This is a genomic window from Corynebacterium sp. ACRPE, from assembly GCF_022347435.1.
Taxonomy (GTDB): Bacteria; Actinomycetota; Actinomycetes; order Mycobacteriales; family Mycobacteriaceae; genus Corynebacterium; species Corynebacterium tuberculostearicum_D.
The window spans coordinates 118500-144591 of record NZ_JAKRNA010000001.1 but is presented as its reverse complement, the minus strand read 5'-3'; the positions used below and the strand labels follow the sequence as shown (position 1 = coordinate 144591).

Sequence of the window (26092 nt, the reverse complement as noted above, 5' to 3'; positions counted from 1 at the left end):
TAGGACAATCCCAGCTTGCAGCTGGGAATCCGCCCTAAACCAGACCTCGTGAGGAGGAGACCATGGCGATGACCCGCGACACCACGTGGCGCTACGTCCTTGTTGTAGTAGCCGTGGCACTCTCGCTCGCCGCGTGGCTTTGTACCGTCCTTGGGGTGTACTCCACGGTAAATGTGACTTTCGAGTCCTACCTGACCGCCAGCGTCTGGGTCCTCCTCCTGGTGGCTGCGGTGCTGCTATATACCTCGCAGCATGGGTTGGTGCCTAACTGCATCCTCCTGTATCCCATCTTCGGTGCCTCCATCAACCTGCTGTTGGGCTCGTTGACGGTGCGCTCGCAGGTGCCTATGTTCTTCGACACCATCGGCACCGCCATCGTCGCCATCATCGCCGGTCCCGTGCTCGGCATGGCCACGGGGCTTACCACCACCGTATTGGGCGGAGTGTACTTTGCCTATGATCTCGCCTTTGCACCCGTGGGTATCTTTATCGGCGCTGCCGTAGGCATTCTGGCCCGCCGCGGGGTATTCAACAAGCTGTCGTGGATCATTTTCTCCGGCCTCGGAATGGGCATCGGCTCCGGCGTGATGAGCGTGTACGTGCTCATCTTCTCCTTCAGCGGACGACCGCGCAAGGGGCCACAAAACCTCACCAAGTTCTACGAGATGATTTTCCAAGACGAGCGCTTGGCCATCATCTTGCAGGGACTTACCTCGAACATTCTGGATAAGGTCTTTACCGTCCTCATCGCCTGCCTGATCCTGCGCTTTATGCCAAAGGCAATCGCCCGGCACTACACGGTGACCTTCAATCGCGAGGTGATGCGGAAGGTGCTCCACGCGCCTGACCCGCATGCAGAGCCAGACGCATCTGCGCAGTCAACAAAACAGCGCGCGACCGCCTAGGCGGCTTGGCTGAAGCCGGCGAAGAGTGATTCGGGGGAGTGGACCGGCTGATAGGAGCTATCCACGAGCCACACATAAGTGGCATTCGGGCCACGGGAGACCTCGTGGACTGCACCAACCATCTCTGCCGGCACGAGCGTGCGCACCCAGCCCTCGGCTACGGCCGGTTCTACCGGCTGACCAAAGTTCTCGGTAACGCGAATGGTAATCAGATAGGCAGGAATGCGGTTTTGCCCAAAGCCGCGCACGCGAGCTTTCACGCGTGCGCCTACGCGGTGGCGGGTAATGCTCATGCAGTACTCTCCACTCGGTCCACCGGCGGGCGTCGGCAGTTGCTTTATCGGTGGGCGCCACGTGGGCGTGGGGCGCGCGAGGGAGCGTGGGTGATGCATGATGGTGGCGATGGAATTGATGGTGTCATTTTCGTGGTAGAGCAAGTCCGCCGCAATCTCGGAAGCGGACTGGGGCAGATTCATTGCGGTGGGCTGGGGAAACTTCTTTTGTACGTTGTGCATGGCCATCACACTAGAACCCAACGCGGACACAGCCCCAGCAAAAGCAAACACATGTTCGAACACAACCTGCAAATGGCTTTCCCTGATGCCAAGGATTAGAGTTGCAGCCGATATGATGAATACACACAGCGGGGAAGTAGAACACGAGGAAGCGCCAAAGATCCCACGCGAAATCTGGGTCATGGTTACTGCCGCCTTTATTATCGCTTTGGGCTACGGCCTTATTGCCCCGCTCCTTCCGCAGTTTGTGGTTAGCTTCGATGTCTCCATGGCCGCCGCAGGCCTGGTGGTCTCCATCTTCGCCGCCTCGCGCCTTATCTTCGCGCCCATGTCCGGTTCTTTGGTGGATCGCGTCGGCTCGCGCCGCGTTTACCTCATCGGGCTCATGACCGTCGCGGTAACCACGGGGCTAGTCTCCATTGCACAAAGCTACTGGCACATCGTGGCCCTGCGTGCCCTGGCCGGCATTGGCTCTACTATGTTCACCGTCTCCGCCATGGGCCTTATCGTGCGCATGTCCCCGCCGACGATTCGTGGCAAGTGTTCTGCCACCTACGCCACGGCCTTCCTGCTCGGTAACGTCGCCGGCCCCGTTCTTGGTGCTAGCCTGTCCTTCCTGGGCTTTCGCTGGCCATTTTTCATCTACGGTGTGGGCGTGGCGCTGGCCGCGTTCGTCGTCTGGTGGCAAATGCCCCGCGTGAACCACAAACAAGCCAGCAAGGATAAGTTGCCGCCCATGCGCCTGCAGGAGGCCTGGGGCGATACCGCCTACCGCGCGGTGCTGACCTCCAACTTTGCCCATAGCTGGATCAACATGGGCGTGCGCGTATCCGTCCTGCCGCTTTTTGCTGCCTCCATCTTCCACAATGGCGCGGCTGCCTCCGGCCTGGCGCTCGCAGTCTTCGCGGCCGGCAACGCCATCGTCTTGCAATTTTCCGGCAAATGGTCTGATATCCACGGCCGCAAGCCACTCATTCTCATCGGCCTTATCGGCTCAGCCATCTTCATGGTGCTGATGGGCATGGCTACCAGCGTGTGGTTCCTCCTGCTTATTTCCGCCTTTGCCGGTGCATCGTCCGGGCTTATCAACCCCTCCCAACAGGCCGCGGTGGGAGACATCGTGGGCAATGATCGCTCCGGCGGCAAGGTGCTATCCACCTTCCAGATGGCAGGAGACTTCGGCCAAATCTTGGGGCCCATGCTCATTGGCCTGCTTGCCGACGCCTCCGGCTTCCCCCTCGCCTTCACCGTCTGCGGCGCCATCGCCTTCATCGGCATCATTGCCTGGGCATTCGGTCGCGACCCGCACGCCGGGGTGGGGAACAAGCCGAAGCGAGTGCCGCAGGGGAAGTAGGTACTAATTCTCGGCTAGAGAATTTCACCCAATTGGGAAACACATAGATAAACGAAGGCAACGGAGATTACCGCCATCAAGGTGTTGACGATCCAACCGTTTCTCCATTGCTTTGGGGTGTGTTTGGTATTCAGCAGGACCAAAAGCGTAAGGCCTAAGAACGGCATAAACAAAGCGCCCAGGACGCCGTAGGCGATGATGAGTCCGGTTGGTCTTCCAAGGAGCAAAAGCAGCATTGGTGGGAAGGTCAGCCAGATGAGGTAAGCGCGGTAGTACTTTCCACCAGTGCTGGTTCGGGGATCGCCTTGCGGAATCTTTTTGAGGTGACCGATGTAGTCAGCAAACATCAGGGATACACCGTTCCAAACGCCAAGGCAGGAAGAGAATGCGGCGGAGAAGAACCCGACGATGAACAACTTAGACATGAACGTTCCGTAGCGGTCCTCGAGAACGTCCGCCATATCAACGAGCCCCTGATCATTATCGGAGACCGCGACGTTGGCGCTGTAAAGGAGTTCAGCGCCCAGCGCGAGTGTAGCCAGAACAAAAATACCGGTAACTGCGTAAGCCACCGCATTGTCCATGCGCATAACCTGCATCCATTTCGGTGTGTACCATTCCTTTTCTCTTAGCCAGTAGCCATAAGCGGCAAGCGTGATTGTGCCGCCCACTCCGCCGGCGATGGACAACACGTAGACGAAGGAGCCATCCGGAATCTGCGGTACCAAACCGCCGATGACCTCGGGAAGGTTCGGGGCCGTAATGGCTGCGATGCCCACCACGGTGACAAACATGATTCCGACCAAGATGGCTGATAGCTTCTCGAAAAGCTGATACCGCCCAAGCCAAGTTAGAGTAAAGCAGGATATTCCGGCAATAATTGCCCACATTTCTAGGCTGGTACCTGGGAAAAGAGCGCTAAGAGCGAGACCAGCGCCGGACATCGATGCGGCACCGTAGACAAGACCCCAAATAACGATATAAGGGGCAAAATACCAGGAAGTCCACCGTCCCAACTCGCGCCAGCCATGGAACATAGTGTTTCCGGTAGCAAGGCTATACCGACCGACGCCTTCGACCAGCACAATTTTCATAATTGTTCCGATAATGACCGCCCACAGGAGTGCGTAGCCATAGCGTTGACCGGCAATCATGGTGGCAACTAGGTCGGCTGCGCCGACGCCTGTTGCTGCCGCAACTAGCCCCGGACCGACCAGGGTCCATTTCACTCTTGTCTGGTCGGTTGATTCTGTGTCGTGCTTGCCCCCTGCAGGCCGGGCGGAATTCGATTCGCTGGTCTGGCTCATAGCACCCTCTCGATTGATTGTGTTTCTAATCACTATAGGGAGAGTGCTGTCTAGTATCAGGAAAACGAGGAATTCAATTCCTCGAGCGGAGATTTAAGCCACCGTTCTTCCCGCAGCATAGAGAGCCTTGGGCATTGACCTCTGGAGCTTCCACTCAAATTGAATTGGCTTTTCTCCATGGTGGGAAACATAATCCACTGCACCGAGGTAGGTATATGCGCTCGCTGTCCCTACTTCGTTTTTCTTGGTAAAGCGCGAGGCAATGAGAATTTTTCCATCTCGCTCCTGATGGCCGATATATCGCCTAGCCGCCTTTGATTTCAAAGTGGTTGTCGATTGAGATTCCCAGTGCAACAGATCGGGTGATATTGGATAGTCTCGGTAATTCGTGGAGGCACTGACTTGCTCGTCCTTTTGAAACGTCACCAAGAAAAGATCAGTGTTGATATCGGGAAAATATTTCACACCTTCGCGTGGCAGGTTTACAAGCTGCTGAAGGCTTCCTGACTCTAAAGCACCAATAAGCTCGGCCAACGAATAATCCGCATGCGTTTCCAAAACTGAACTATCGCTATGCTGTGGAACGATGCGCGAGGAGTCGCTGCTCAGTTGCATAACCTGCTCCAACTCCCAAGCAACTTGTGGATGCTGGCGCAAAATCGTCAGGGCGGCGTCATAGGAACCAGGGTGTGGAGAATTTGAGTTCGCCCAGAATCCGAGTACGAGCATTCGGGTGAAGGCCTGGTCTGATGGCCCCATGTCGGAGTAGCGAAGATTTGAGGAGGAAAGGATACGCAGATAGGCATCGATTCGGTGTGGATCGTTGACGTGAAGGAAGACCCGAATTCGGTTAAGCAAAAACGATTCGGTCTCATCCGTGTTTTGCTGTAGTAGCCCTTCTTCTCGAAGTAGCCGGGTCCATGAATATTTGGATGGCCGGTAGATATCCTCTAATTGCAGGTTCGAATCCTCAAGGAACTCTTTGAGATTCGTGGTTCGAATCTCAGAGAGCAATGCACGCACTTTGCGTAAGGAATTCCGTGAGACCTTCTTGACGTTTCGAAGAACCTGCTCGGTCGTCGTTTGGTCGAACTGGATATGCGAACCCGGTGGGGTGGTGGGGAAGCCCTGCTCAATTTCTTCAGCTAAGCGCTTGCCCCGCTTCCGGGTTAAGGCATGGAACTTTCTCTCAAAATCAAAATCGACGTGCTGCTGTCCAATGAAATCGAGAATGACACAGGAGTCCTTGCCCGGCGAAAGACGAAGACCACGACCCAGTTGTTGTAGAAAGACCACAGGGCTTTGTGTCGGGCGGAGCAAAAGAAGGGTGTTTACAGCAGGAATATCAACACCCTCATTAAATATATCTACAGAGAACAGGACTCTGACGTCGCCAGTCTCCAGATCTTTAATGGCCTGAGCGCGCCCGGTGGCTGTGAGATTGCTTGTTACCGCTCGTGCTGGGATTCCGAATTGCTGGAACTGCTGCGCCATATATTCTGCGTGAGCAATCGTGACGCAAAACCCGATAGCCTTCATATCTGAGAGGTCGAAGATGCGCCGGTTTAGCTCGTTAACAATGAAGCGGGTGCGCTTTTCTCCCGCTTTGATGTAAAACTCGGAGAGCTCTTCGGTGTTGTAGTCCTTTTTTCCTCGGCTCCAAGTCAATGAGGAAAGGTCCGTTCCATCGGCAATCCCGTAGTAATGCATAGGGACTAAGAGCTGTAGACGCAAGGCATCCCACAAACGCAGTTCATGTGCTACGCGATAGTCAAAGTATTTCTGGACGTTTTCGCCATCACCACGTTCTGGTGTTGCCGTTAAACCCAGGAGCTCTTGTGGCTGGAGGTGGTCCAAAAGTGCTTTATAAGTGGGGGCTTGTGCGTGATGAAACTCGTCGATTACTACGGCATCAAAATGCTTGCTATTTAGGTTTTGTAAACGGGAAGCGCTGAGAGATTGCACGCTGGCGAACACATAGTCCCAGCGGCGAGGCTGAGCGCCGTCGACTAGCAGCTCGCCAAAGTCCGCGTCTTTAAGCACTTCCTGGAATGTCCGGCGGGCTTGTTGAAGAATTTCTTTTCGGTGTGCAACGAAAAGCAGCCGAGGGCGTCGCTTCCATTGTTCGCATAGGTTCCGGTAATCCAATGCGGCAACTACTGTCTTTCCTGTTCCTGTAGCAGCAACCAGGAGGTTCCTATGCCGATCTTTTACCTCACGCTCTGAGCGTAGCGCTTCGAGCATTTCTTCTTGGTAGGGGTAAGGAGTTACCTCAAGGCCAGATAACTCCAGTTGGCGAAGTGCTCCGGAGTTTTCGCCACCCTTGGCAACGCGAAGAGACCGCTCGAGTCTCTCCATGTCGCGATTTGGGTCGAAGGTCTTGAAATGACTGTCGTGCCAGTAGCTATCGAAAGTCTTGATGAACTTATCGATTACTTCAGGAGTCGCGGTATTGGACCCGCGGACATTCCACTCCCAACCATCGACGAGAGCAGATCGGGAAAGGTTGGAACTGCCGATAAAGGCAGTATCGAATCCGGACTTTCGGCGGAATAGCCAAGCTTTGGCATGAAGGCGAGTGGATTTGTGCTCATAGCAAATCTTTACTTCGGCCTGATACTTTTCAACCAATCGCTCGAACGCAGCTGCGTCGGACGCACCGCAGTAGGTAGAAGTGAGTAGCCGGAAAGGGATCTCGTTATCGCGAAGGTACTCGAGTTGTCTATCAAGAACGCTGATGCCGGAGTTCTTGATGAACGCACAGAGCAAATCAACCGAATCAGCAGTTTTAATTTCTCTCTCGATTTCGCTGGTTAAACTAGATTCTCCCTGGGCATTGGTGAATAGTGCACTCTTGGTGAGTGAAACATCCGGAAGCAGAGGAGGCTCTGCCAACCCGGAGTTGTATACGGCGTAGAGGAGTTCTTCGGAATCAATCTCTTCATCTTCACCCAGTAGAAGCGCGATGTTGTTGATTAGGGCAACCCGGTCTTCGGGTGACTTTAAACCGTATAGCCGTCGCTCTAGAAGTGAACCAATGTGTTGTGAAACCGCCGAGGTATAGCGGCCATGAGCTTCTTCATCGGAGCTTCTTCCAATACCGAATCCTGCAGCAGGATGTTGGCTTAACGTTTCGTTCATGCGTTCACGGATTCGGGCCGTAATAGGGGTCTCGTAAACGCCGAAAGGTAGGGAAGAGTCAGGGTTAGCACTCATAATGACCAAATTCTAAAGGCTTCGGAATGCAAATTGGCTGATTCAAGGATTGGCGAAGTAATTTTTCTCCAGGCGGTGTTGCCCTTCAGTGATTTTGAGGCATGGCATTCACTAGAGTTCTTTGATCTCAATTAAGAAGATCAATCCCTGCAGCCTAGACCTATATCCCTGTCGATTGGAGATCGGATTGAGAAGTCCAAAATGGCTACGAGATGAGATTCTTTTGGTCGCCGAAATTGGAATCCGTTTAGGATGGCCAGCTACAGGACCTAAGGAGGAAATATCTCGGGTTTCCAACCTTCTGGCCAGGGGAGTCATGTATGGAGATGAATTCCAGCCAGGTCCTAAATTTAGGAATGTCAATGGCGTGAGCCGGAAATACTTTGATCTCTACTCGGCGCGCCCCTCCTATGAAGGACAAACGACAAACGGAGGCAAGGCAACGCAGGAAATCGCAGCGTTGGCGGAATCCGATCCGCAATTGGTAGTGCGTTTGGCGGAGGATATCCGCCGCATGCTGGCAGAAGGAAAATACGAAAGGAAGAATCTTTCTTTTCTTAGCTGTGACTAGAAGCAATAGCTTCTACTGCCGGGATATCAGCGGGGGCCCACGTCAGGTGCGCGGCCTCTGCGGCGGTAACCCATTTTGTATCGTCGTGGTCGGTCAGGCGTAGGTCGCCGTCGACAAGCGTGCAATAGAAAGTGGTTAGCTCAATGGTCGCAAATTCGTACTCATAGGTTGTTGTCGTCACTTTCTGGCCGACCTCGGCGATGAGGTTGAGCTCCTCGCGAATTTCACGAGCTAGAGCTTGCTCAGGGGTTTCGCCAGGCTCGATCTTTCCACCCGGAAATTCCCAATGGCCTTCCAGTGGTTTGCCTGGTTTCTTGCGGCAGGCGAGGAACCGCTCGCCGTCGTGGAAGACGGCGCCAACGACGCGTATGGGGTTAGACATAACTCCATTGTGCCTTGGATCTCGGAAACATCTAGACAGTGAGCTGTTACTTAGATAACATATCCCCAATGTTCGCGTAAGGCTGTCACGCGGGCTTGATTTTTGTATGCAAGCTTGAGGGGACGGTTTTACTGTGACTTCTACCGAATCTGTCTATACCTCTCACCAGAGCCATGACGGGGAGATCCCGCAGCCTGGGGGACGGTGGAAACTCTTTTTATATAGCGCCATCGGCGCGTTCGTATTCTTCCTGCCGGTGACGTACCAGGATAAGCGCTCCATTCCTTTGGACCACATGGTCACCATGGTGCGCGAGGGGATTCCAGCGGCGGTGCCGTGGATTATCTTTGCGCTTGCGGTCTATGGCACGGTGCGCAGCTTTAGCACTGGGGCGTTTAAGGAAAGCGCGCTGCAGGCGGTCTTTGCGGTGCTCAACATTGTGGGTGCGGTGATCTCCTTCCTCATGGTCATCGATGCGCTGCCGTGGGTGTTGGGCGATGAAGACCTGGTGCCGTTCCTGTGGAACTCCATCGCGATTCCGGTAGGCCTCATCGTGCCTATCGGAGGTGCGTTCCTGGCGTTTCTCATCGGCTTTGGCTTGCTGGAATTTGTTGGCGTGCTCATGCAGCCCATCATGCGGCCGCTGTGGAAGACGCCGGGGCGCTCCGCCATTGACGCGGTGGCCTCGTTTGTGGGCTCGTACTCGCTGGGCATTTTGGTCACAGACCGCGTCTACCAAAAGGGCGGCTATACCGGGCGTGAGGCGGCCATTATTGCCACCGGCTTTTCGACGGTCTCTGCGGCCTTCATGGTCATCGTGGCCAAGCAGCTTGACCTGATGAAAATCTGGGGCACCTACTTTATTGTCACGCTCATCGTGACCTTTGTGGTGACGGCCATTACCGTGCGCATTCCGCCGCTGCGCACCATTCCGGACGAGTACTGTGCAGAAGCGCACCCAGACCCGGAAAAGCCGGTGGAGGGCTCGCGCATCAAGAACGCGTGGCGTGAGGCCATGCTGGCGCTGCAGCGCGCACCGTCCTTGTGGGAGTCCATCTGGGAGAACCTGCGCGATGGCGTGCGCATGGCGGCGGCCATCGTGCCTTCCATCATGTCGGTGGGCCTTATTGGCCTACTGCTCGCGCGCTTTACGCCCATTTTCGAGTGGATTGGCTACCTGTTTTACCCATTCGCGTGGGTTGTGCAGCTGCCGGAGCCGGTCCAGGCCGGCAAGGGCGCTGCCATGGGTATTGCGGAGATGTTCCTGCCCGCCACCGCAGTGGCAGACAGCGACAGCATGGTGCTCAAGTTCGTCATCGGCGTGGTGGCAGTCTCCGCCATCATCTTTTTCTCCGCGCTGGTGCCGTGCATCCTGGCCACCAAGATTCCGGTGAAGCTCACCCACCTGGTCATCATCTGGTTTGAGCGCGTGGCGCTGACCATCCTCATCGCCACGCCGATTGCCCACCTGCTGTTTTGAGGTAGGAGCTAGGCCCCGAGGTGGGCCGTGACGATGTCATCGATAAGCCGCGCCGCTGCCTTGGCGGTGCGGTTATCTATGTCAAAGGTGGGGTTGAGCTCGACGACGTCCACCAGGGCCAGCTTGCCCGTTTGCGCAATAGCTACGGCCATGGCGCGGATGCGCTCGTAGCTGACGCCTAGCGACGCCGGTGCGGATACGCCCGGCGCGGTGGACGCTGGCAAAACGTCGAGGTCGATGGATAGGTGGACCTTGTCCTTGCCCTCCGTGGCGCGGGCAGCGAGCTCGCCGCACTCGGCCGGGGAGAGGTTGACCAGCTCTTCGTCTAGGGTGATGGCCACGCCGAGGGACTCGGCTTCGTCGAAAAGCACCGCGGTGTTATTGGGGCGGGAGATACCCAGCACGGTGTAGTCGAAGTCATCGGTGAGCTCCGAAATCTGCTTGAACGGGGTGCCGGAGGTTGCTTGATCGGCGCGGCGCAGATCGAAGTGGGCGTCCAGGTTAACGATCTTGGTGGCGCCTACCGCGCGGTAGAGGCCGCGGTGCGAGCCGAAGGCAGTCTCGTGCCCGCCGCCGAGGATGATGGGGAGGGTGCCGGCTTCGACGAGCTTCTGCACCTTATCGGAGAGCGCATCGTGGGCGCCGTCGAGGTCGTCGGCCTGGGTGGTGATCGTGCCGGCGTCGGCAAGCGCATGCTTATGGTGGACTGCCAAGGAACCCAGCGCGGAACGCAGTGCGGCCGGGCCGGCGGCTGCACCCTGGCGGCCGCCGTTGCGCAGCACGCCCTCATCGGAGGCAAAGCCCAGGAGGGTTATCGGGGCGGGGGAGTCGGTGGACTGATTGATAACGCTATGCCAACGGGCATGCTCTGGGCCAGGGCCATCGGAGCGACCGGACCATTCGGGGGCGGGGGTGAAAAGTTCAGCTTTTTCGGTGTTCATGGTTACCGAGGGTAGGCAAGAACGCGGGATATGGCAGGAAAATTCTGCCTACAATCACTAAGTGTGAGTACAAATCGAGTTCCAGCGGCCCGTCACGCGTTAGAGATTCTTAAGTTGTTATCGACGATTGACGTACCAATTTCTGCTGCCAGGATACAAGGCGAACTGGGACTGCCACGGTCATCTACGTATCACTTGCTAGCGGAGATGGTGGATGCCGGCTTTGTGGCGCACTTGCCGGAACATAAGACATATGGCCTGGGCCTTGCGGCCTATTCCATGGCTTCGGCCTATGTAACTCAACAGCCTTTGGTGCGAATGGCTACTCGGGACTTGGAAAGGTGTGCGGATCTGGTGGGTGGATCGGGGCACTTGTCTCGTATGGCTGGATCGGAAATCTTGTACTTGCAGGAGGTCCGTGCCGCAGGGGCAATCTCTTTGGTGACCGAGGTTGGAGTGCGATTGCAAGCGCATAAGACGGCGTCGGGGCGCGTAATGCTGGCGCATCTTCCTGACGCGGAGGTGCGCGCCGCATTCGATACCGCGGGTGGTAGTGGCTTTTCTGCTTTGAAGGAGCGCTTGCGGTTGGTGGCCGCGCGGGGTTGGGACCAAGAGGTGGAGGAAATTACCCGCGGCCAGGCTTCTGTAGCGGTGCCTATTCTGGACCATCTGGACCGCCCAGCGGCGGCGGTGGCGGTGACGTATCCGGTAGGGACGCCAGATGCAAAGGTGGATGGCGCCATTCGGGCACTGCAGGAGGCGTCAGACAAGGTCGCGGGGAAAATGTACCGCAATCGAAAAAAGTGAGGTAGCATACATCTATCGCGTTGGGTTGTCGCGCGACACATTTTTGATTATCAATCCCTACTCCAAGGAGTTTTTGCCATGCCTAACGCCTACCCATCCACCGTGACCGTCAACGTCGGTGCGCTGAGCATCGAGGACGTCGTTGCCGTTGCCCGCTATGGAGCGAAGGTGGAGATTGCGCCCGAGGCTCTCGAAGAGGTAGCCGCAACCCGCGAGCGCGTGGAAGAACTGGCACAGGATCCGACCCCGGTCTATGGCATTTCCACCGGCTTTGGTGCACTTGCCCGCCGCCACATTCCGGAGGAGATGCGCGCCCAGCTGCAGCTTTCCCTGGTGCGCTCGCATGCTGCGGGAACTGGCCCGGAGGTGGAAGAAGAGGTCATCCGCGCGCTTATGCTCCTGCGCCTGTCCACCTTGTGTACCGGTCGGACCGGCGTGCGCCCCGTGGTGGTAGAAACCTATGCCAAGGCGCTGAACGCTGGCATCGTTCCGGTGGTGCGCGAGTATGGCTCGCTGGGCTGCTCTGGCGACTTGGCGCCGCTGGCACATTGTGCGCTGGCCCTGCTGGGCGAGGGCGAGGTGCGCGTCAACGGCGAGCTCAAGGACGCAGGCGACGCCCTGGCCGCGGCCGGCATCGAGCCGTTGCAGCTGCGGGAGAAGGAAGGCCTCGCGCTTATTAACGGCACCGATGGCATGCTCGGCCAGCTCTGCCTGGCCATTACTGATCTGCGTGCGGCCGCAAAGACCGCCGATATTGCCACTGCTATGACCGTGGAAGGGTTGCTCGGCACTCTCGTGGTCTTTGCCGATGACCTGCAGCAGCTGCGCCCGCACCCAGGCCAGGCCGATGCCGCGGCGAATATCCTCCAGGTGGCCGAAGGCTCGGAGATCCTGGAGGCCGCGCTCGAGGAGTTCAAGAAGAACCAGGTGCAGGATGCCTACTCCGTGCGCTGCGCCCCGCAGGTTGCCGGCGGGTTCCGCGATACCTTGGCCCACACCGCCCAGGTGGCCGAGCGCGAGCTCGCCGCCGCCGTGGATAACCCGGTGGTGACCAAGGATGGCCGCGTGGTCTCCAATGGCAATTTCCACGGTGCGCCGGTGGCCTATGCGCTCGATTTCCTCGCCATCGTCACCGCGGACTTGGCGTCCATTTCCGAGCGCCGCACCGACCGCTTCTTGGACCCGGCGCGCAACCGCGGGTTGAATGCTTTCCTTGCTGATGGCCCCGGTGTCGACTCCGGTCACATGATCGCGCAGTACGCGCAGGCTGGCATCGTCAGTGAGATGAAGCGCCTGGCCAACCCCTCCTCGGCCGATTCCATTCCGTCTTCGGCCATGCAGGAAGACCACGTGTCCATGGGCTGGTCCGCCGCCCGCAAGCTGCGCAAGGCCGTTGATGGGCTGCAGCGCGTGCTCGCCGTAGAGATCCTCACCGCCGCCCGCGCCATCGACATACGCGAGGGTACCCCGGCCAAGGGAACCGGCGCGGTGATTGAGAAGCTGCGCGAGACTGTGGAGGGCCCGGGCGTGGACCGCTACCTGTCCCCGGAAATCGAGGAAACTGTACGTCTAGTCAAGGAGGGCGCTCTTATCGACGCCGTCGAGGACGCTACCGGCCAGCTGCGCGGCTAAGGGCTTGGGCCATCGCCACCTGTCCCGCGTGGGTGGGGTGCATGGGGAAGGAATCGGTCTCCTTGCCCGTAAAATCCACCCACGGCGAGGGGGAGCAGGCGGTGTGGTCTAGGGCGGCGTCGGCAAGCACGTAAGTAGCCCCATTGCGCTCGGCGGCCTCGCGCACCGCCTGGTTGATGCGCTCGATGGAGCGAGCCACCCATTCCCGGTCAGTGGCCGGGATTTTTTCTATGTAGGGGCAGGTCTCCCCGCGCTTTATGAGGGGAAGGTAGCCGGTAGCGAGGATTTTCGCGTTAGGGGAGCGACGGTGAATCTCCTCGTAGACCTTGTCGAGCCGGCGCGGCAGATCGCGGATTTCCAGGTCAATCTGCGCGCCGGATTCCGCCTGGCAGATATCGTCCGTGGCGCACTGGGTAAGGCGCACGAAGCTGGCGTCATTGCCGCCGATGGATAGGCTCACCAGGTCGGTGTCCTCGCGTAGGGCGTCCACCTGGGCGGGGTGTTCGCCGGCGGAGGAAAGCACGTCGAGGGTACTGGCGCCCTGGCAGGCCACATTGGTGAGCTTTGCGCCCATCTCCTTGGCCGCGAGCTCGGGGTAGGAATCCTGTGCGCGCACGCAGGTATTGGGAGGGTCCAGCGGCAGCGTGGTCGAGCCCATGGCCGCATAGGAATCTCCCAGCGCCACGTAGTGGGGTGGCTGCGGTTCCTCGGCGGGGGTGGAACAGGCGGCGAGGAGGGCCACGGAAAGGAGGGGGATGAACCGACGCATGCAGGCCATCGTAGATCATTCCGTGGGTGTCTCATATACGAGACAGTTCGGGTTTGTGTGGCATGGTGCACAGAGCTAGGTCACAGTACCTTGTGACATGTGACGCTGAACAAGTCCTCGGGGACAGCCCCGGGACACCGGCCTAGGGGGCTTGGGAGGGCGTCAGAAAAGCACGACGAAAGGAAGCCCATGTCTCAACCACGCGAAGTACGCGCGCCGCGCGGAACCGAACTGTCCGCCAAGTCCTGGCAGACCGAAGCGCCCCTGCGCATGCTCATGAATAACCTCGATCCCGAGGTTGCCGAGCGCCCCGAGGACCTCGTGGTCTATGGCGGCACCGGCCGCGCAGCACGCAGCTGGGAAGCCTTCGACGCCATCGTTGAATCCCTCAAGGATCTCGAGTCCGATGAGACCTTGCTGGTGCAGTCCGGCAAGCCGGTGGGCATCTGGAAGACCAACGAGTGGGCACCGCGCGTGCTCATCGCTAACTCCAACCTCGTGGGAGACTGGGCTAACTGGGAGCACTTCCGCAAGCTCGAGGACGAGGGCCTCATGATGTACGGCCAGATGACGGCCGGCTCCTGGATCTACATCGCCACCCAGGGCATCCTGCAGGGCACCTTCGAGACCTTCGCGGCCGTGGCCAAGAAGCGCTTCGGCGGCAGCCTAGCCGGCACCTTCACCCTGACCGGTGGCTGCGGCGGCATGGGCGGCGCACAGCCGCTGTCCGTCACCCTCAACGGCGGCGCCTGCCTCATCGTGGACGTGGATGAGACCCGCCTGAAGCGTCGTCAGCACAAGCGCTACCTGGATGAGGTTGTCACCGACCTCGACGAGGCCCTCAAGCTGGTCCTAGACGCCAAGGAGAACAAGAAGCCCCTGTCCGTCGGCCTCGTGGGCAACGCCGCCGAGGTCTTCCCAGAGGTTTTGCGCCGCCAGCGCGCCGGGGAATTTACCGTAGACATCGTCACGGACCAGACCTCCGCACATGACCCTCTGTCCTACCTGCCTTCTGAAATCACTATGGAAGACTGGCACAACGAGGCCAAGGCGGATCCGACCACCTTTACCAAGAAGGCTCGCGAGTCCATGGCTGCCCAGGTCCAGGCTATGGTCGAGTTCCAGGATGAGGGTGCCGAGGTCTTTGACTACGGCAACTCCATCCGCGATGAGGCCCGTAAGGCCGGCTACCAGCGTGCCTTCGAGTTCCCGGGCTTCGTTCCGGCCTATATCCGCCCGCTCTTCTGCGAGGGCCTGGGCCCCTTCCGCTGGGCCGCGCTTTCCGGCGACCCGGAGGACATCAAGGTCACCGACCAAGCACTCAAGGAGCTCTTCCCGGACAACGAGCACCTGCACAACTGGCTCGACGCCGCCGAGGAGTACGTCGAGTTCGAGGGCCTGCCGGCACGCATTTGCTGGCTGGGCTACAACGAGCGCCACAAGGCTGGTCTGCTCTTTAATGACCTGGTCCGCGAGGGCAAGATCAAGGCGCCGATCGTCATCGGCCGTGACCACCTGGATTCTGGCTCCGTGGCATCCCCATACCGCGAAACCGAGGCCATGCTCGATGGCACCGATGCCGTGGCCGACTGGCCGCTGCTCAATGCCATGACTGCCGTATCTTCCGGCGCTACCTGGGTTTCCCTCCACCACGGCGGAGGCGTGGGCATGGGCCGCTCCATCCACGCAGGCCAGGTCACCGTTGCAGACGGCACCGAACTCGCCGCGGCCAAGTTGCGCGCGGTGCTCACCAATGATCCGGGCATGGGCGTTATCCGCCACGTTGATTCCGGCTACACTCGCGCAAAGGAGGTCGCCGACGAGCGCGGCGTCCGCATTCCAATGGAATTCAAGGCAAGGGACTAGATGAGCACACTTTTTACCGGCATTTCAGAACTCCGTACGGTCAGCGAGCGTGGCACGCTTAACGACGCCGCCATTATCGCCCAATCCGGCACCATCGCCTGGGTCGGCCCAGCCTCCGAGGCTCCGGCCGCCGATGAGAAGGTGGACCTGGGTGGCCGCGCCGTCCTGCCCGGCTGGGTAGATTCGCACACCCACATGGTCTTCGACGGTGACCGCTCCGCCGAATTCGAGGCCCGCATCTCCGGCGGTTCCTATGAGGCAGGCGGCATCGCCGTGACCATGGACGCCACCCGCCAGGCCGGCACCGACCGCCTGGACAAGCTGGTGGCGGACCGCGTGGCCGCCGGCCGCCGCGGTGGCACCACCACCTTCGAAACCAAGACGGGCTACGGCCTCAATACCGAGTCCGAGGTGGAGGCCGCCAAGGTAGCCTCCCGCCACGTCGATGACGTGACCTTCTTAGGTGCGCACCTGGTCCCGCCGGGAGCGGACGCGGAGGAGTACCTCGACGAGGTCGTTGGCCCCATGCTCGAAGGCGTTGCTCCCTACGTGCAGTGGATCGACGTCTTCTGTGAGCGCGGCGCCTTCAACGAGGAACAATCCCGCCGCGTGCTGGAGGCCGGTAAGAAGTTGGGCCTTGGCCTGCGCGTGCACGGCAACCAGCTGGGCGTGGGTCCAGGCGTTGCCCTCGCCGTCGAACTGGGCGCCGCCTCGGTAGACCACGTCAATCACCTAACCGACGAGGACGTCGAGCTGCTAGCCAATTCCGATACCGTGGCCACCATGCTGCCGGCGTGCGACCTGTCCACCCGCGAGCCGCTCGCCCCGGGCCGCACGCTTCTCGACGCCGGAGCTACCCTCGCCATCGCCTCCAACCTCAACCCCGGCACGTCCTATACCTCTTCGATGAATTACTGCGTGACCACCGCGGTCCTGCAGCAGCACCTCTCCGTCGATGAGGCCATCCACGCCGCCACCACCGGCGGAGCGACCGCCCTGCGCCGCCACAACGTTGGCAACGGCCACGACCCGCAGGGCCGCCCCGCCAAGGGCACCATCGTGGAGGGTGCCGCCGCGGACCTGCACGTGCTCGACGCCCCCAGCGCCGTGCACTTGGCTTACCGCCCAGGCATGCCACTGAGCTACCGCACTTTCGTCGCGGGCGCTTAGGATATGGAGTTTGGGGCGGCAATCGCGTAGGGTTGGTGAAGCAATGAGCATTACCGATAACGCCACCGGCGGCGTCAACGAGCCGGAAGATTTTAATAAGTCGGAATCTCAGGACAACTCGCAAGGTGTCACCAAGGACACCAGGGCTGCGAATACTTCTGAGGACACCGGCGCTGAGTCCCAAGATTCAGCCAACGACAACTCCCAGGGGTTCGCGCATCTTGGCCTGCCAGAGAAAATTCTGGAGGCCGTTGCGAAAGTTGGCTTCACCAAGCCGTCCCCCATTCAGGAAGAAACCATCCCGATCTTGATGGAAGGCCGCGACGTTGTCGGCCTTGCCCAGACCGGTACCGGCAAGACCGCAGCCTTTGCGCTGCCGGTTCTGTCACAGATTGACACCAAGGCCCGCCACCCGCAGGCCCTCGTGCTCGCGCCAACCCGCGAGCTGGCCCTGCAGGTGGCGGACTCCTTCCAATCCTTCGCCGAGTCCCTCAAGGGTGTCGAGGTGCTGCCTATCTACGGTGGCCAAGCCTATGGCATTCAGCTATCCGGTCTGCGCCGCGGTGCGCAGGTCATCGTGGGCACCCCGGGTCGCGTCATCGACCACCTGGAGAAGGGCTCGCTGGACCTGTCCCAGTTGCAGTTCCTCGTCCTCGATGAGGCCGATGAGATGCTGAACATGGGCTTCCAAGAAGACGTCGAGCGCATCCTGGAGGACACCCCGGACCGCAAGCAGGTGGCGCTTTTCTCGGCCACCATGCCGAACGCTATCCGGCGCCTTTCTAAGCAGTACCTCGACAACCCCGCCGAGGTCACGGTGAAGTCCGAGCGCCGCACCAATGACAACATCACGCAGCGCTTCCTCCTCATTCCGCACCGCGCAAAGATGGATGCCTTCACCCGCATCCTTGAGGTCATCAATTACGACGCCATCATCGTCTTCTGCCGCACCAAGCACGAGACTGAAGAGGTGGCCGAGACCCTGCGTGACCGCGGTTTCAGCGCCGCCGCCATCAACGGCGATATTGCGCAGGCGCAGCGTGAGCGCACCGTCGATCAGCTCAAGGATGGCCGCCTAGACATCCTCGTGGCTACCGACGTCGCCGCCCGTGGCCTCGACGTTGAGCGCATCACGCACGTGGTGAACTTCGATATCCCGAACGATACCGAGTCTTACGTGCACCGCATCGGCCGCACCGGCCGCGCTGGACGCTCCGGCGAAGCCATCCTGTTCGTCACCCCGCGCGAGCGCCGCATGCTGCGCTCCATCGAGCGCGTGACCAACGCCCGCTTGGAAGAGATGGAACTGCCGTCCGTCGATGAGGTCAATGAAAAGCGCAAGGAAAAGTTCGCGCAGTCCATTACCAACTCCATGGACAATAAGCAGGCGGACTTCTTCCGCACCTTGGTGCGCAAGTACTCCGAGGACAATAATGCGGCTATGGATGACATCGCTGCAGCCCTCGCCGTCATGCTGCAGGGTGGCAAGAACTTCCTGATGGAAGACAAGCCGCTTCCCAAGCCGAAGCGTGACCGCGACCGCCGCGATGATCGCAAGCGCGATTTCAAGAGCGGCGGCAAGGGTCGCGGCCCCAAGCGGCCGGACGGAGACTTTGAGACGTACCGATTGGACGTCGGCAAGCGGCAAAATGTGCGCCCAGGAGCCATCGTCGGCGCTATTGCCAACGAGGGTGGCCTGTCTGCCAAGGACTTTGGCCGCATCACCATCGCGGTGGGCCATACCCTGGTTGACCTGCCAAAGAACCTCGACCCAGCAGTGCTGGACCGCCTGAAAGATACCCGCATTTCCGGCCAGCTGATCAAGATTCAAAAGGACACCGGCCGCCCACCTCGCCGTGACCACGGCGGTGGACGCAAGCGCGGTGGACGCTGGCGCGACTAGCATTTTCGACTCGATGGGCCTCTTTGGAGGCCCATTTTTTCGTGCCATTTGACCTGCGGTTTTACTATAAACGGGGGTAGTGTGTCGGAGGGTTTTTGTATACTGAAAGCGCAAACATGTTCTAGAGAAACTTCTGCGGGGGAAGTCCATGAATGCGCCCTACTTTGCCAATACCAATCCAGCAAATTCCACCTCACAAGCAGCTACAGACATTCGCAAGGCAGAATACCTCCTATGGAAACGCCTGCATCCAGACCCGGATGATGATATCGAAATAATTAGCCAATCACTGTCGGATCTCACCGGAACACGGCAGTCCCGAATTAGAAATATTATTTTCGCCTTTGAGCGATTGCAGGAGCTGCCGCGCCTTAAAGCCCGGCAGGAAGAGCACTACCACTTAGATTTAGACCGCTTAATTACCATCGATCAGACCCTCTCCAAGTTGGGAGAGATTGACGCCGAACAATGCCTGCTTATCGACGCCGAATTAACCACCTACCTCACCCCCAAACGCCCCAACCAAAAATTACCGTCCCATCGCAACCTGCGGCGAAAGCTGCGGGAGCTCATTGTCCGCCTTGATCCGACCATCGCCGCACGCGATCCGCGGCGCAAGGAGTCCTATCACCTCGAGCCTACGGGCGGGGAGTGGGCCGCTGTTTGTCTCGACGTGGGCCTAGAGACTGCCGAAATCATTGACCGAAATATTCGCGGTGTGGCCTCGGAGAAGGACATCTCCTTGGCTCAGGCTGCGGTCGAGTTGCTCACTGGCGAGGCTGAGGCTAAGGCGAAGGTGGTGCTCAATATGTACCGCTGCGATCTGCCGGATGCTCCCGCCTTCGTCCAAAGCTTGGGGTGGGTTTCGCCGGAGGTTGCCGATGACATGCAATCGCGGGCCACGACCGTGCGCGACATGGAGAAGGCGGCACAAGATGAAAGCGGAAACTATGTCACGCCGCCGCATATTCGCGCCTTTGTGGAAGGGCTCGATGGAACCTGCCGGTGGCCCGGATGTACGCGGCCGGCGATGGCTTCCCAGATGGACCACCGGCATGATTTCGCTGACGGAGGACCTACTTCGGCGGCAAACTTGACCTGCCTGTGTCAACATCACCACAACATCAAGACTGATGGACGGGCGTTTTATATCAAGGATCCGATTAGCGGGGACGTCGTCTGGCTCTTTGAAGATTCGACTTGGGTCTATGACGAAGCCAGCGGGCCGCTCGCGCCGAAGAATCGGAGGTGGGCGCAGACTGTGGCGCAGGCGACGCGGCGGCGTCGAGAAAATGCGCACGAAGATGCGCAAAAGCTGAAGGAAGAGCTAGAAAACGAGAAAAGGGACAGTGAAGACACTGTCCCAGAGGAGTAAATGGCTTTTTAGAAGGCCACTTAGAAGTGGACGTACATCAGGATGAGGCAGATGATCCACAGAAGGTTGAATACGCCGCCGAATGCGGACAGTGGCTTCTTAGCTGCCGCGTAGTCGAAGGATTCAGTCGATTCGAGGGCGGCCATCGCCTTCTTCTGCTTTGGCAGAATGACGAAGAAGAGCAGGCACCATGCGATGATGGCAACCAAGATGGCGATGTGGAAGTTCACTTCGGACTTGTAAGCGCTGATATCGGAAAGGAATACGCCGAGGCCGAGGATAGGCACGATGGCAGAGATGTAGCCGTAGGTATTGGTGATGTTGTGCAGGACGCGAGCGGAGCCGAGCGCCGCGTGGTCACCCTGTGCTGCCTTGACCATTTGGGTCTGGAAGCTAGAGGTTGATACGCATACTGGGCCGATCAAGAGAATGGCTGCGGCCACGTGGAGGAATACAAGGAAAGAAGTCATTGAAAGAACCCTTCAATCGCGGAAAGTTGCCACGTCAACCCTAATCAATTTCCGGTGAGTACGGCTAACCGACATTGCCTTTGCATCACCCGCACGTCCTTGGAAGGCAGGGGAAGGGAGTACTTTCGGGCTATGTCAGCAAGGCGGCGGGAATAGTCGCAGCGGTTGGCGGGAGGTAGCCATTCCGCGGGGAGGGCGTCTGACTTTTCTTGGTTGAGCTCACGGCTGGTGGCTACGAGATTGAGCGGGTCGTTGCCAAAGCGGACCTTGGTTTCGCGGTCCCACTCGGAAGCGCCCATGTCATAGGCCGCGGAGAGGGGAAAGATGTGGTCGATCTCAATGGGCGAGGTAGCGGGAATGGTGGTGCCACTATAGGGGTCATAAAGGGCCCCGCTGCGGGCGTGGCAGGCGTGGAGGGGTTCGCTGGATTGGCTTTCTAGAATGACCTCGCGGGTGGTGCAGGCGCCGTGGGGCTGCCAGATGCCGAAGTCTTCACGGTTGTAGCCGGCGGCTTCGGGGCGGGAGGGGAGCGTGGTGACGTCAAAACGCGGAAAAGGCCACGCATACCATGCACCGATGAGGACGGTGATGCATGATAGCGCGGCCAGGTAATAGGACTTCATGTCCTATTGGACTGCGAGGAGTCCGCGTTGGTTCCGATTACTTATCGGTGACCTTTTCTGCGGCTTCCTCAAAGTCGAGGTTGGAGTCATTTTCCACGAGCTTGGCCAGCTTGGTGGACTCTTCGAATTCGGCAACAACCTCTGGCTTAGGCTCCTTCGTGAGCTTGGAGACAATAACCGCCACGATGAGGGCCAGGAAGAAGCCTGGGACGATTTCGTAGAGGACGTCGGAAAGCGGAGACATGCCCCAGCCAATAGCAACGATTGCACCGGTAAGCATGCCGGCAATGGCACCGGCGGAGTTGAGGCGCTTCCAGTACAGGGAGAGCAAGATGATCGGGCCGAAGGCAGAACCAAAGCCTGCCCAAGCGAAGCCAACCAGACCCAAAATGGAGTCAGATGGGTTGATTGCCAGCAGGGCGGCGATGACCGCGATGGCGACGATGGCGGTGCGGGAGAGATTGATGAGGACCTGCTCGCTGGGCTTCTTCTTAGCAAAGATGAGGAAGAGGTCCTCGATGAGGGAAGTAGAGACGACGAGCATTTGGGACGACATGGTGGACATGATGGCGGCCAGAACCGCGGTCAGGACGAAGCCTGCGGGCAGTGGGTGCATCATGGCCTGCGCCATATCCAGGAAGATGGTTTCGAAGTTCTCCTGGTCGGTGATGCTGTGGCCGGTCTGGGTGAAGTAGACGGTGCCAGAGAGAGCGACGAAGATAGCGCCGATAACGGACAGACCCATCCAGGTAACGCCGTAGAAGCGGCCCTGGCGGGCGTCGGAAGGCTTACGCAGCGCCATGAAGCGGACCACGATGTGTGGCTGGCCAAAGTAGCCCAGGCCCCAGGCCAGGTTGCCGATGATGACGCCAGCGGAAACGCCCGCGAACATGGAGAAGTAGTTGTCATTTTCCACTACGCCATCGGTGCCGTAGGCATTATTGCTTGCGAAAGAGAAGATGGAAGCAGGATCGCTGAGAGAGACGATTGCCATAATTGGCACGATCATCAAGGCGACGAACATAAGCACGCCCTGGACGACGTCCGTGTAGGACACAGCCAAGAATCCGCCGACGAAGGTGTAGAAGATGGTCACCGCGGCGATAACAAGCATGCCGGTGAGGTAGTCGCCACCGAAGGTGGACTCGAAGTAGCGGCCGCCGGAGACCATGCCGGAGGAGACGTAGAAGGTAAAGAAGAAGATGATGATGGCTGCGGAGATGATGCGCAGCAGGCGGGACTTATCGTGCAGGCGGTTTTCAAAGAAGGACGGCACGGTAATGGAGTTGGCCGCGATCTCCGAGTAGGAGCGCAGGCGCGGTGCGACCCACTTCCAGTTTGCCCAGCAGCCGACGAGCAGGCCGATGGCCATCCATAGCTCGGACATGCCGGAGAGGAAGAGCGCGCCAGGCAGGCCCATGAGCAGCCAGCCGGACATGTCGGAAGCGCCTGCGGAGAGGGCCGCTACGAATGGGTGCAGACCACGGCCGCCCAAAACATAATCGTCATATTGATCGGTTTGCTTGTAGCTCCAATAGCCAATGGCTGCCATTGCGAGGAGATACACGATCATCGCAATGACGTACCAAGTTGAATCTTGCACGTTTTACTCCTTGTAGGTGTGTGATGACATTCTCACGTTAACGGGGTCACAAGGTTAACCCAAGCGAAAACACAGGTGTGGCGCAGATCTCCGTTTCGATTTTCTGTCGTTCAACTGGGAAAAGGGTGGAACATAACGAGCCTGTAACAAAACCAAAAGGGGCTGCTATGCTGGCGGCTATGGCTTCTTACCTCGTGCATGGACTGTGGCTCCCCGTTACGGGACTAGGTCTATGGATTGAACAGGTAGAAGGACACAAGATCGTCATGCCCAATGCCGTTCCTGAGGGCACCTTCCCGCCAGCGGTGGAGTCCATCCTGGCGAAGAAATCCTTCCGCAACCGAGCGCGGGTATCGCTGCGTACGCCAAAGGGCAAGGATGTCTCCCTGATGGTGCCCATGGCGATGTTCGGCCCCGAAGAGGCCGTGGCGGCGCTCGCCCAAATGGAGCACCTGAACCACAAGCCGCCCGCCACCATCGCCCCCGACCTTCAGTGGCTGATTCATGCCTACAGCGGCCTGTGCAAGTTCGTGCGCGCCGGGCGCGTGACCTTCCGGCTGGCTTACCAAGCCAATGAGTGGTTCCCCATGTGGCAGCTGGCCTCCGGCCTGGGCGAGCGCGGCTGGCTCGCGGAGATGATGGCGGCCGCGCCGGGCATTTTGCACGTGAATAATCGGGCGCTCTCGGATGACATGGCCGATGAGCTCACCCACTGGATTGCCTTTCGCGAGCTGCGGCCCGTGGCGGAGGCGCCGCGGCCGATGCCATGGCACGAGTTCGCCCGCGCCCTGCTCGATACGCGGCCAATCCGGCGGGGACGCTCGCAGCTGCTGCGCGGGCTCAATGAGTGGAAGAATTCCATCTACGAGGTTGAGCTCCAGCTGGTCTACATCGTGGAGGAGCCGCTTGACGTTGACCCGGATACGGCCAAGTGGCCAGTGCGCGTGCGGGTGCGCTCGGGCACGGATTCTCCGCGGCCGGTGTCGGCGCAGAGTTTGGATAGGGCGAGTGTGGAAAAGCTGCGCGAGGCTCACCGCAAAGCCGTGCGCATCGCACCCACGCTGGGGGAGACCGCGCAGCTGCCGCAGCCTGGCGACGGCGACTGGGACGTCTACCTTGAAACCCACCAGCTCACCCACTTTATTACCCACGAGGTGGATAAGCTCAAGGCCAGCGGCGTGACCGTCATGCTGCCCAAAGCCTGGGCACAGATGGAGACTAAGGCCAAGCTGGAAACCCACGAGGCCCGCGATCCGGCCGAGGCCGCCACGAAGAAACACATCGGCATGAATAAGCTGGTGGACTATAACTGGCGCATGTCCGTAGGCGATGTGGAGCTGACCGAAGAAGAGATGGAGGACCTGGTCAATTCCAAGTCCGGCCTCATTCAGCTGCGCGGCAAGTGGGTCATGGCCGATAAGCAGGTCGTTTCCCAAGTCTCCGGCTACATGGACGCGCTGCGGGAAAAGTCCATCGCGCGCAAGAAGAAGGAGCTCGAGCAGCTAGCTGCCTCCGCGGAAATGGCCAAGCAGCTCGACCAGCCAGGGTGGGAAGCCCTGATGGCGGACGTGGAACGCCGTCGCCAGGAGTTTAATGAGGGCGGCGAGGAGCACGAGCAGGTCACCGTGGCTGAGCTGCGCGAGCTGGCGCTGGAGTCCATGACCCAAGAGCCCATCGAGTTCACCGGCAGCACCTGGCACACGGCGCTGCTCGGCGGGGTGGATAAGGTCGCCCCGGAACGCGTGGAGATCCCCACGACTGTGCAGGCGGAGCTCCGCGAGTACCAGCGTCGTGGCGTCGACTGGCTGTATTGGATGTCGCGCAACAGCATTGGGGCAGTGCTTGCCGACGACATGGGGCTCGGCAAAACCCTCCAACTACTGTCCCTACTCGCGGTGGAAAAGGACCGCGGTGAGCAGACCGGTCCCACGCTCGTGGTGGCACCAACGTCCGTGGTGGGCAACTGGGCCCGCGAGGCTCAACGCTTCGTTCCAGATTTTAAGGTCATGGTGCAGCACGGCTCGAGTCGCCCGCGCGGCGAGGACTTTTTTAAGGAGGCCGGCGTGAGCGATCTCGTTATCACTACCTACGGCACCGTGGGCCGCGACTTTAATGACATGGGCGAGGTGGGCTGGCAGCGCGTTGTCCTCGATGAAGCCCAGGCCATCAAGAACTCCGCGACCCGCTCGTCCAAAGCCGTGCGCTCGCTGCCCTCAGAGCACCGCGTGGCGCTGACCGGCACCCCGGTGGAAAATCGACTCTCCGAGATGCGCTCCATCCTGGATTTCTGCAATCCCGGCGTGTTGGGCACCGCCTCGTTCTTCCGCAATCACTTTGCCAAGGCCATCGAGCGCAATAATGACGAGGAGATGTCCGAGCGCCTCCGCCAACTCACCGCACCGTTTATCCTCCGCCGCGTCAAGACGGACCCGAATATTATCGATGACTTGCCAGAAAAGTCCGAGCAGATCCTCACCGTATCCATGACCACCGAGCAGGCCGCCCTGTATAAGGCACTGGTCAACCAGGTAAAGAAGGACCTGCAGGAGGCGACAGGCATCAATAAGCGCGGTTTGGTGCTGGCCTCGCTAACCCGCATTAAGCAGATTTGTAATCACCCCGCGCACTACCTAGGCGATAACTCGCCGGTGACGCTGAAGGGCAAGCACCGCTCCGGCAAGGTCAAAGAGCTCATGCGCATCGTGGACGAGGCCACCGAATCCGGCGAGCGACTCCTCGTCTTTACCCAGTACAAGGCCTTTGGCGATATCCTGCAGCCTTACCTGAGCGACCAACTCGGCCGCGAGATCCCCTTCCTCCACGGCGGAGTAACCAAGAATAAGCGCGACCAGATGGTGGAAGATTTCCAGTCCGAGGACGGACCGCCGGCGATGATCCTATCGCTCAAGGCGGGTGGCACCGGCCTGAACCTCACGGCCGCCTCTATCGTCGTGCACATGGACCGCTGGTGGAATCCGGCGGTGGAAAACCAGGCGACGGACCGTGCCTTCCGCATTGGCCAGCGCCGCAATGTGCAGGTGTATAAGATGATCACCGCAGGTACGCTGGAGGAATCCATCCAGGATATCTTGGACGGTAAGACGCAGCTGGCCGGCGCCGTGGTGGGCGAAGGCGAGGGCTGGCTCACCGAGCTGGATCCGGATCAGCTGGCCGCACTCATGAGCTACCGGGGGAGGGAGTAA

At 59.4% G+C, this 26092-nt stretch carries 20 protein-coding genes; 11 read left to right on the top strand and 9 right to left on the bottom strand.

Features of this window, described 5'->3' with window-relative positions:
- Nucleotides 1-62 precede the first annotated feature (62 nt).
- Nucleotides 63-905 carry a hypothetical protein gene (locus tag MHY13_RS00680; protein ID WP_239280043.1) on the top strand — a complete coding sequence of 281 codons (843 nt, stop codon included), beginning with the start codon at nucleotides 63-65 and terminating at the stop codon, nucleotides 903-905.
- Here the strand turns inward: MHY13_RS00680 and MHY13_RS00675 are convergent.
- The gene (locus tag MHY13_RS00675) at nucleotides 902-1420 is read right to left on the bottom strand and encodes a hypothetical protein (protein WP_239280041.1); all 519 of its coding nucleotides are present in this window, start codon (nucleotides 1418-1420) and stop codon (nucleotides 902-904) included. The two genes, MHY13_RS00680 and MHY13_RS00675, sit on opposite strands and share 4 nt — an antisense overlap.
- Nucleotides 1421-1532: 112 nt before the next feature.
- Here MHY13_RS00675 and MHY13_RS00670 point away from each other — a divergent pair, with 112 nt between their 5' ends.
- Nucleotides 1533-2774 carry an MFS transporter gene (locus tag MHY13_RS00670; RefSeq protein WP_239280039.1) on the top strand — a complete coding sequence of 414 codons (1242 nt, stop codon included), beginning with the start codon at nucleotides 1533-1535 and terminating at the stop codon, nucleotides 2772-2774.
- A 14-nt stretch (nucleotides 2775-2788) separates the two neighbouring features.
- Here the strand turns inward: MHY13_RS00670 and MHY13_RS00665 are convergent, their stop codons facing one another.
- Both MHY13_RS00665 and MHY13_RS00660 read right to left on the bottom strand, forming a co-directional pair.
- Nucleotides 2789-4081, bottom strand: coding sequence for an Nramp family divalent metal transporter (locus MHY13_RS00665; RefSeq protein WP_239191604.1), 1293 nt, complete (start codon nucleotides 4079-4081; stop codon nucleotides 2789-2791).
- 93 nt (nucleotides 4082-4174) lie between these two features.
- On the bottom strand, nucleotides 4175-7297 hold the full coding sequence (locus MHY13_RS00660) for a DEAD/DEAH box helicase (protein WP_239280037.1): 3123 nt from the start codon (nucleotides 7295-7297) through the stop codon (nucleotides 4175-4177).
- A gap of 367 nt (nucleotides 7298-7664) precedes the next feature.
- On the opposite strand from MHY13_RS00660, the gene MHY13_RS00655 reads away from it, so the two are divergent.
- Entirely contained in the window at nucleotides 7665-7868 is a 204-nt protein-coding gene (locus MHY13_RS00655) for a hypothetical protein (RefSeq protein ID WP_239191599.1), read from the top strand.
- Here the strand turns inward: MHY13_RS00655 and MHY13_RS00650 are convergent.
- Nucleotides 7855-8250 carry a (deoxy)nucleoside triphosphate pyrophosphohydrolase gene (locus MHY13_RS00650; protein ID WP_239280035.1) on the bottom strand — a complete coding sequence of 132 codons (396 nt, stop codon included), beginning with the start codon at nucleotides 8248-8250 and terminating at the stop codon, nucleotides 7855-7857. The genes MHY13_RS00655 and MHY13_RS00650 overlap by 14 nt on opposite strands.
- A gap of 133 nt (nucleotides 8251-8383) precedes the next feature.
- Between MHY13_RS00650 and MHY13_RS00645 the strand changes: the two genes are divergently transcribed.
- Entirely contained in the window at nucleotides 8384-9730 is a 1347-nt protein-coding gene (locus tag MHY13_RS00645; RefSeq protein WP_239280033.1) for a YjiH family protein, read from the top strand.
- A gap of 8 nt (nucleotides 9731-9738) precedes the next feature.
- Here MHY13_RS00645 and hutG read toward each other — a convergent pair whose 3' ends face one another.
- Nucleotides 9739-10671, bottom strand: a complete 933-nt coding sequence (gene hutG / locus MHY13_RS00640; RefSeq protein WP_239280031.1) for a formimidoylglutamase — start codon at nucleotides 10669-10671, stop codon at nucleotides 9739-9741.
- Between the two features lie 63 nt (nucleotides 10672-10734).
- Here hutG and MHY13_RS00635 point away from each other — a divergent pair, with 63 nt between their 5' ends.
- Both MHY13_RS00635 and hutH read left to right on the top strand, forming a co-directional pair.
- Nucleotides 10735-11478 (top strand): IclR family transcriptional regulator, encoded by a 744-nt coding sequence (locus tag MHY13_RS00635; RefSeq protein ID WP_239280029.1) that lies wholly within the window; start codon nucleotides 10735-10737, stop codon nucleotides 11476-11478.
- Between the two features lie 78 nt (nucleotides 11479-11556).
- Nucleotides 11557-13110: a histidine ammonia-lyase gene (gene hutH, locus MHY13_RS00630; RefSeq protein ID WP_239280027.1), complete on the top strand. Its 1554-nt coding sequence runs from the start codon at nucleotides 11557-11559 to the stop codon at nucleotides 13108-13110.
- Here the strand turns inward: hutH and MHY13_RS00625 are convergent.
- Nucleotides 13088-13879, bottom strand: a complete 792-nt coding sequence (locus tag MHY13_RS00625) for an SGNH/GDSL hydrolase family protein (RefSeq protein ID WP_239280025.1) — start codon at nucleotides 13877-13879, stop codon at nucleotides 13088-13090. The two genes, hutH and MHY13_RS00625, sit on opposite strands and share 23 nt — an antisense overlap.
- Nucleotides 13880-14068: 189 nt before the next feature.
- Here MHY13_RS00625 and hutU point away from each other — a divergent pair, with 189 nt between their 5' ends.
- The 4 genes from hutU (at nucleotide 14069) to MHY13_RS00605 (ending at nucleotide 20193) form a co-directional block, all read left to right on the top strand.
- A complete protein-coding gene (hutU, locus tag MHY13_RS00620) occupies nucleotides 14069-15745 on the top strand; it encodes a urocanate hydratase (RefSeq protein WP_239280023.1) in 1677 nt (558 codons plus the stop codon).
- A complete protein-coding gene (gene hutI / locus MHY13_RS00615; protein ID WP_239280021.1) occupies nucleotides 15746-16915 on the top strand; it encodes an imidazolonepropionase in 1170 nt (389 codons plus the stop codon).
- Between the two features lie 43 nt (nucleotides 16916-16958).
- A complete protein-coding gene (locus tag MHY13_RS00610) occupies nucleotides 16959-18818 on the top strand; it encodes a DEAD/DEAH box helicase (protein ID WP_239280019.1) in 1860 nt (619 codons plus the stop codon).
- A gap of 148 nt (nucleotides 18819-18966) precedes the next feature.
- Nucleotides 18967-20193, top strand: a complete 1227-nt coding sequence (locus tag MHY13_RS00605) for an HNH endonuclease signature motif containing protein (RefSeq protein ID WP_239191573.1) — start codon at nucleotides 18967-18969, stop codon at nucleotides 20191-20193.
- A 20-nt stretch (nucleotides 20194-20213) separates the two neighbouring features.
- Here the strand turns inward: MHY13_RS00605 and MHY13_RS00600 are convergent, their stop codons facing one another.
- Genes MHY13_RS00600 through putP form a run of 3 tightly spaced genes read right to left on the bottom strand, consistent with a single transcriptional unit; the run spans nucleotide 20214 to nucleotide 22889 of the window.
- Nucleotides 20214-20663: a DUF2269 domain-containing protein gene (locus tag MHY13_RS00600; protein WP_239191570.1), complete on the bottom strand. Its 450-nt coding sequence runs from the start codon at nucleotides 20661-20663 to the stop codon at nucleotides 20214-20216.
- A 44-nt stretch (nucleotides 20664-20707) separates the two neighbouring features.
- Nucleotides 20708-21286 carry an HNH endonuclease family protein gene (locus MHY13_RS00595; RefSeq protein ID WP_239191564.1) on the bottom strand — a complete coding sequence of 193 codons (579 nt, stop codon included), beginning with the start codon at nucleotides 21284-21286 and terminating at the stop codon, nucleotides 20708-20710.
- A 37-nt stretch (nucleotides 21287-21323) separates the two neighbouring features.
- Nucleotides 21324-22889 carry a sodium/proline symporter PutP gene (putP, locus tag MHY13_RS00590; protein ID WP_204609485.1) on the bottom strand — a complete coding sequence of 522 codons (1566 nt, stop codon included), beginning with the start codon at nucleotides 22887-22889 and terminating at the stop codon, nucleotides 21324-21326.
- Nucleotides 22890-23056: 167 nt separating this feature from the next.
- On the opposite strand from putP, the gene MHY13_RS00585 reads away from it, so the two are divergent.
- On the top strand, nucleotides 23057-26092 hold the full coding sequence (locus MHY13_RS00585; RefSeq protein WP_239280017.1) for a DEAD/DEAH box helicase: 3036 nt from the start codon (nucleotides 23057-23059) through the stop codon (nucleotides 26090-26092).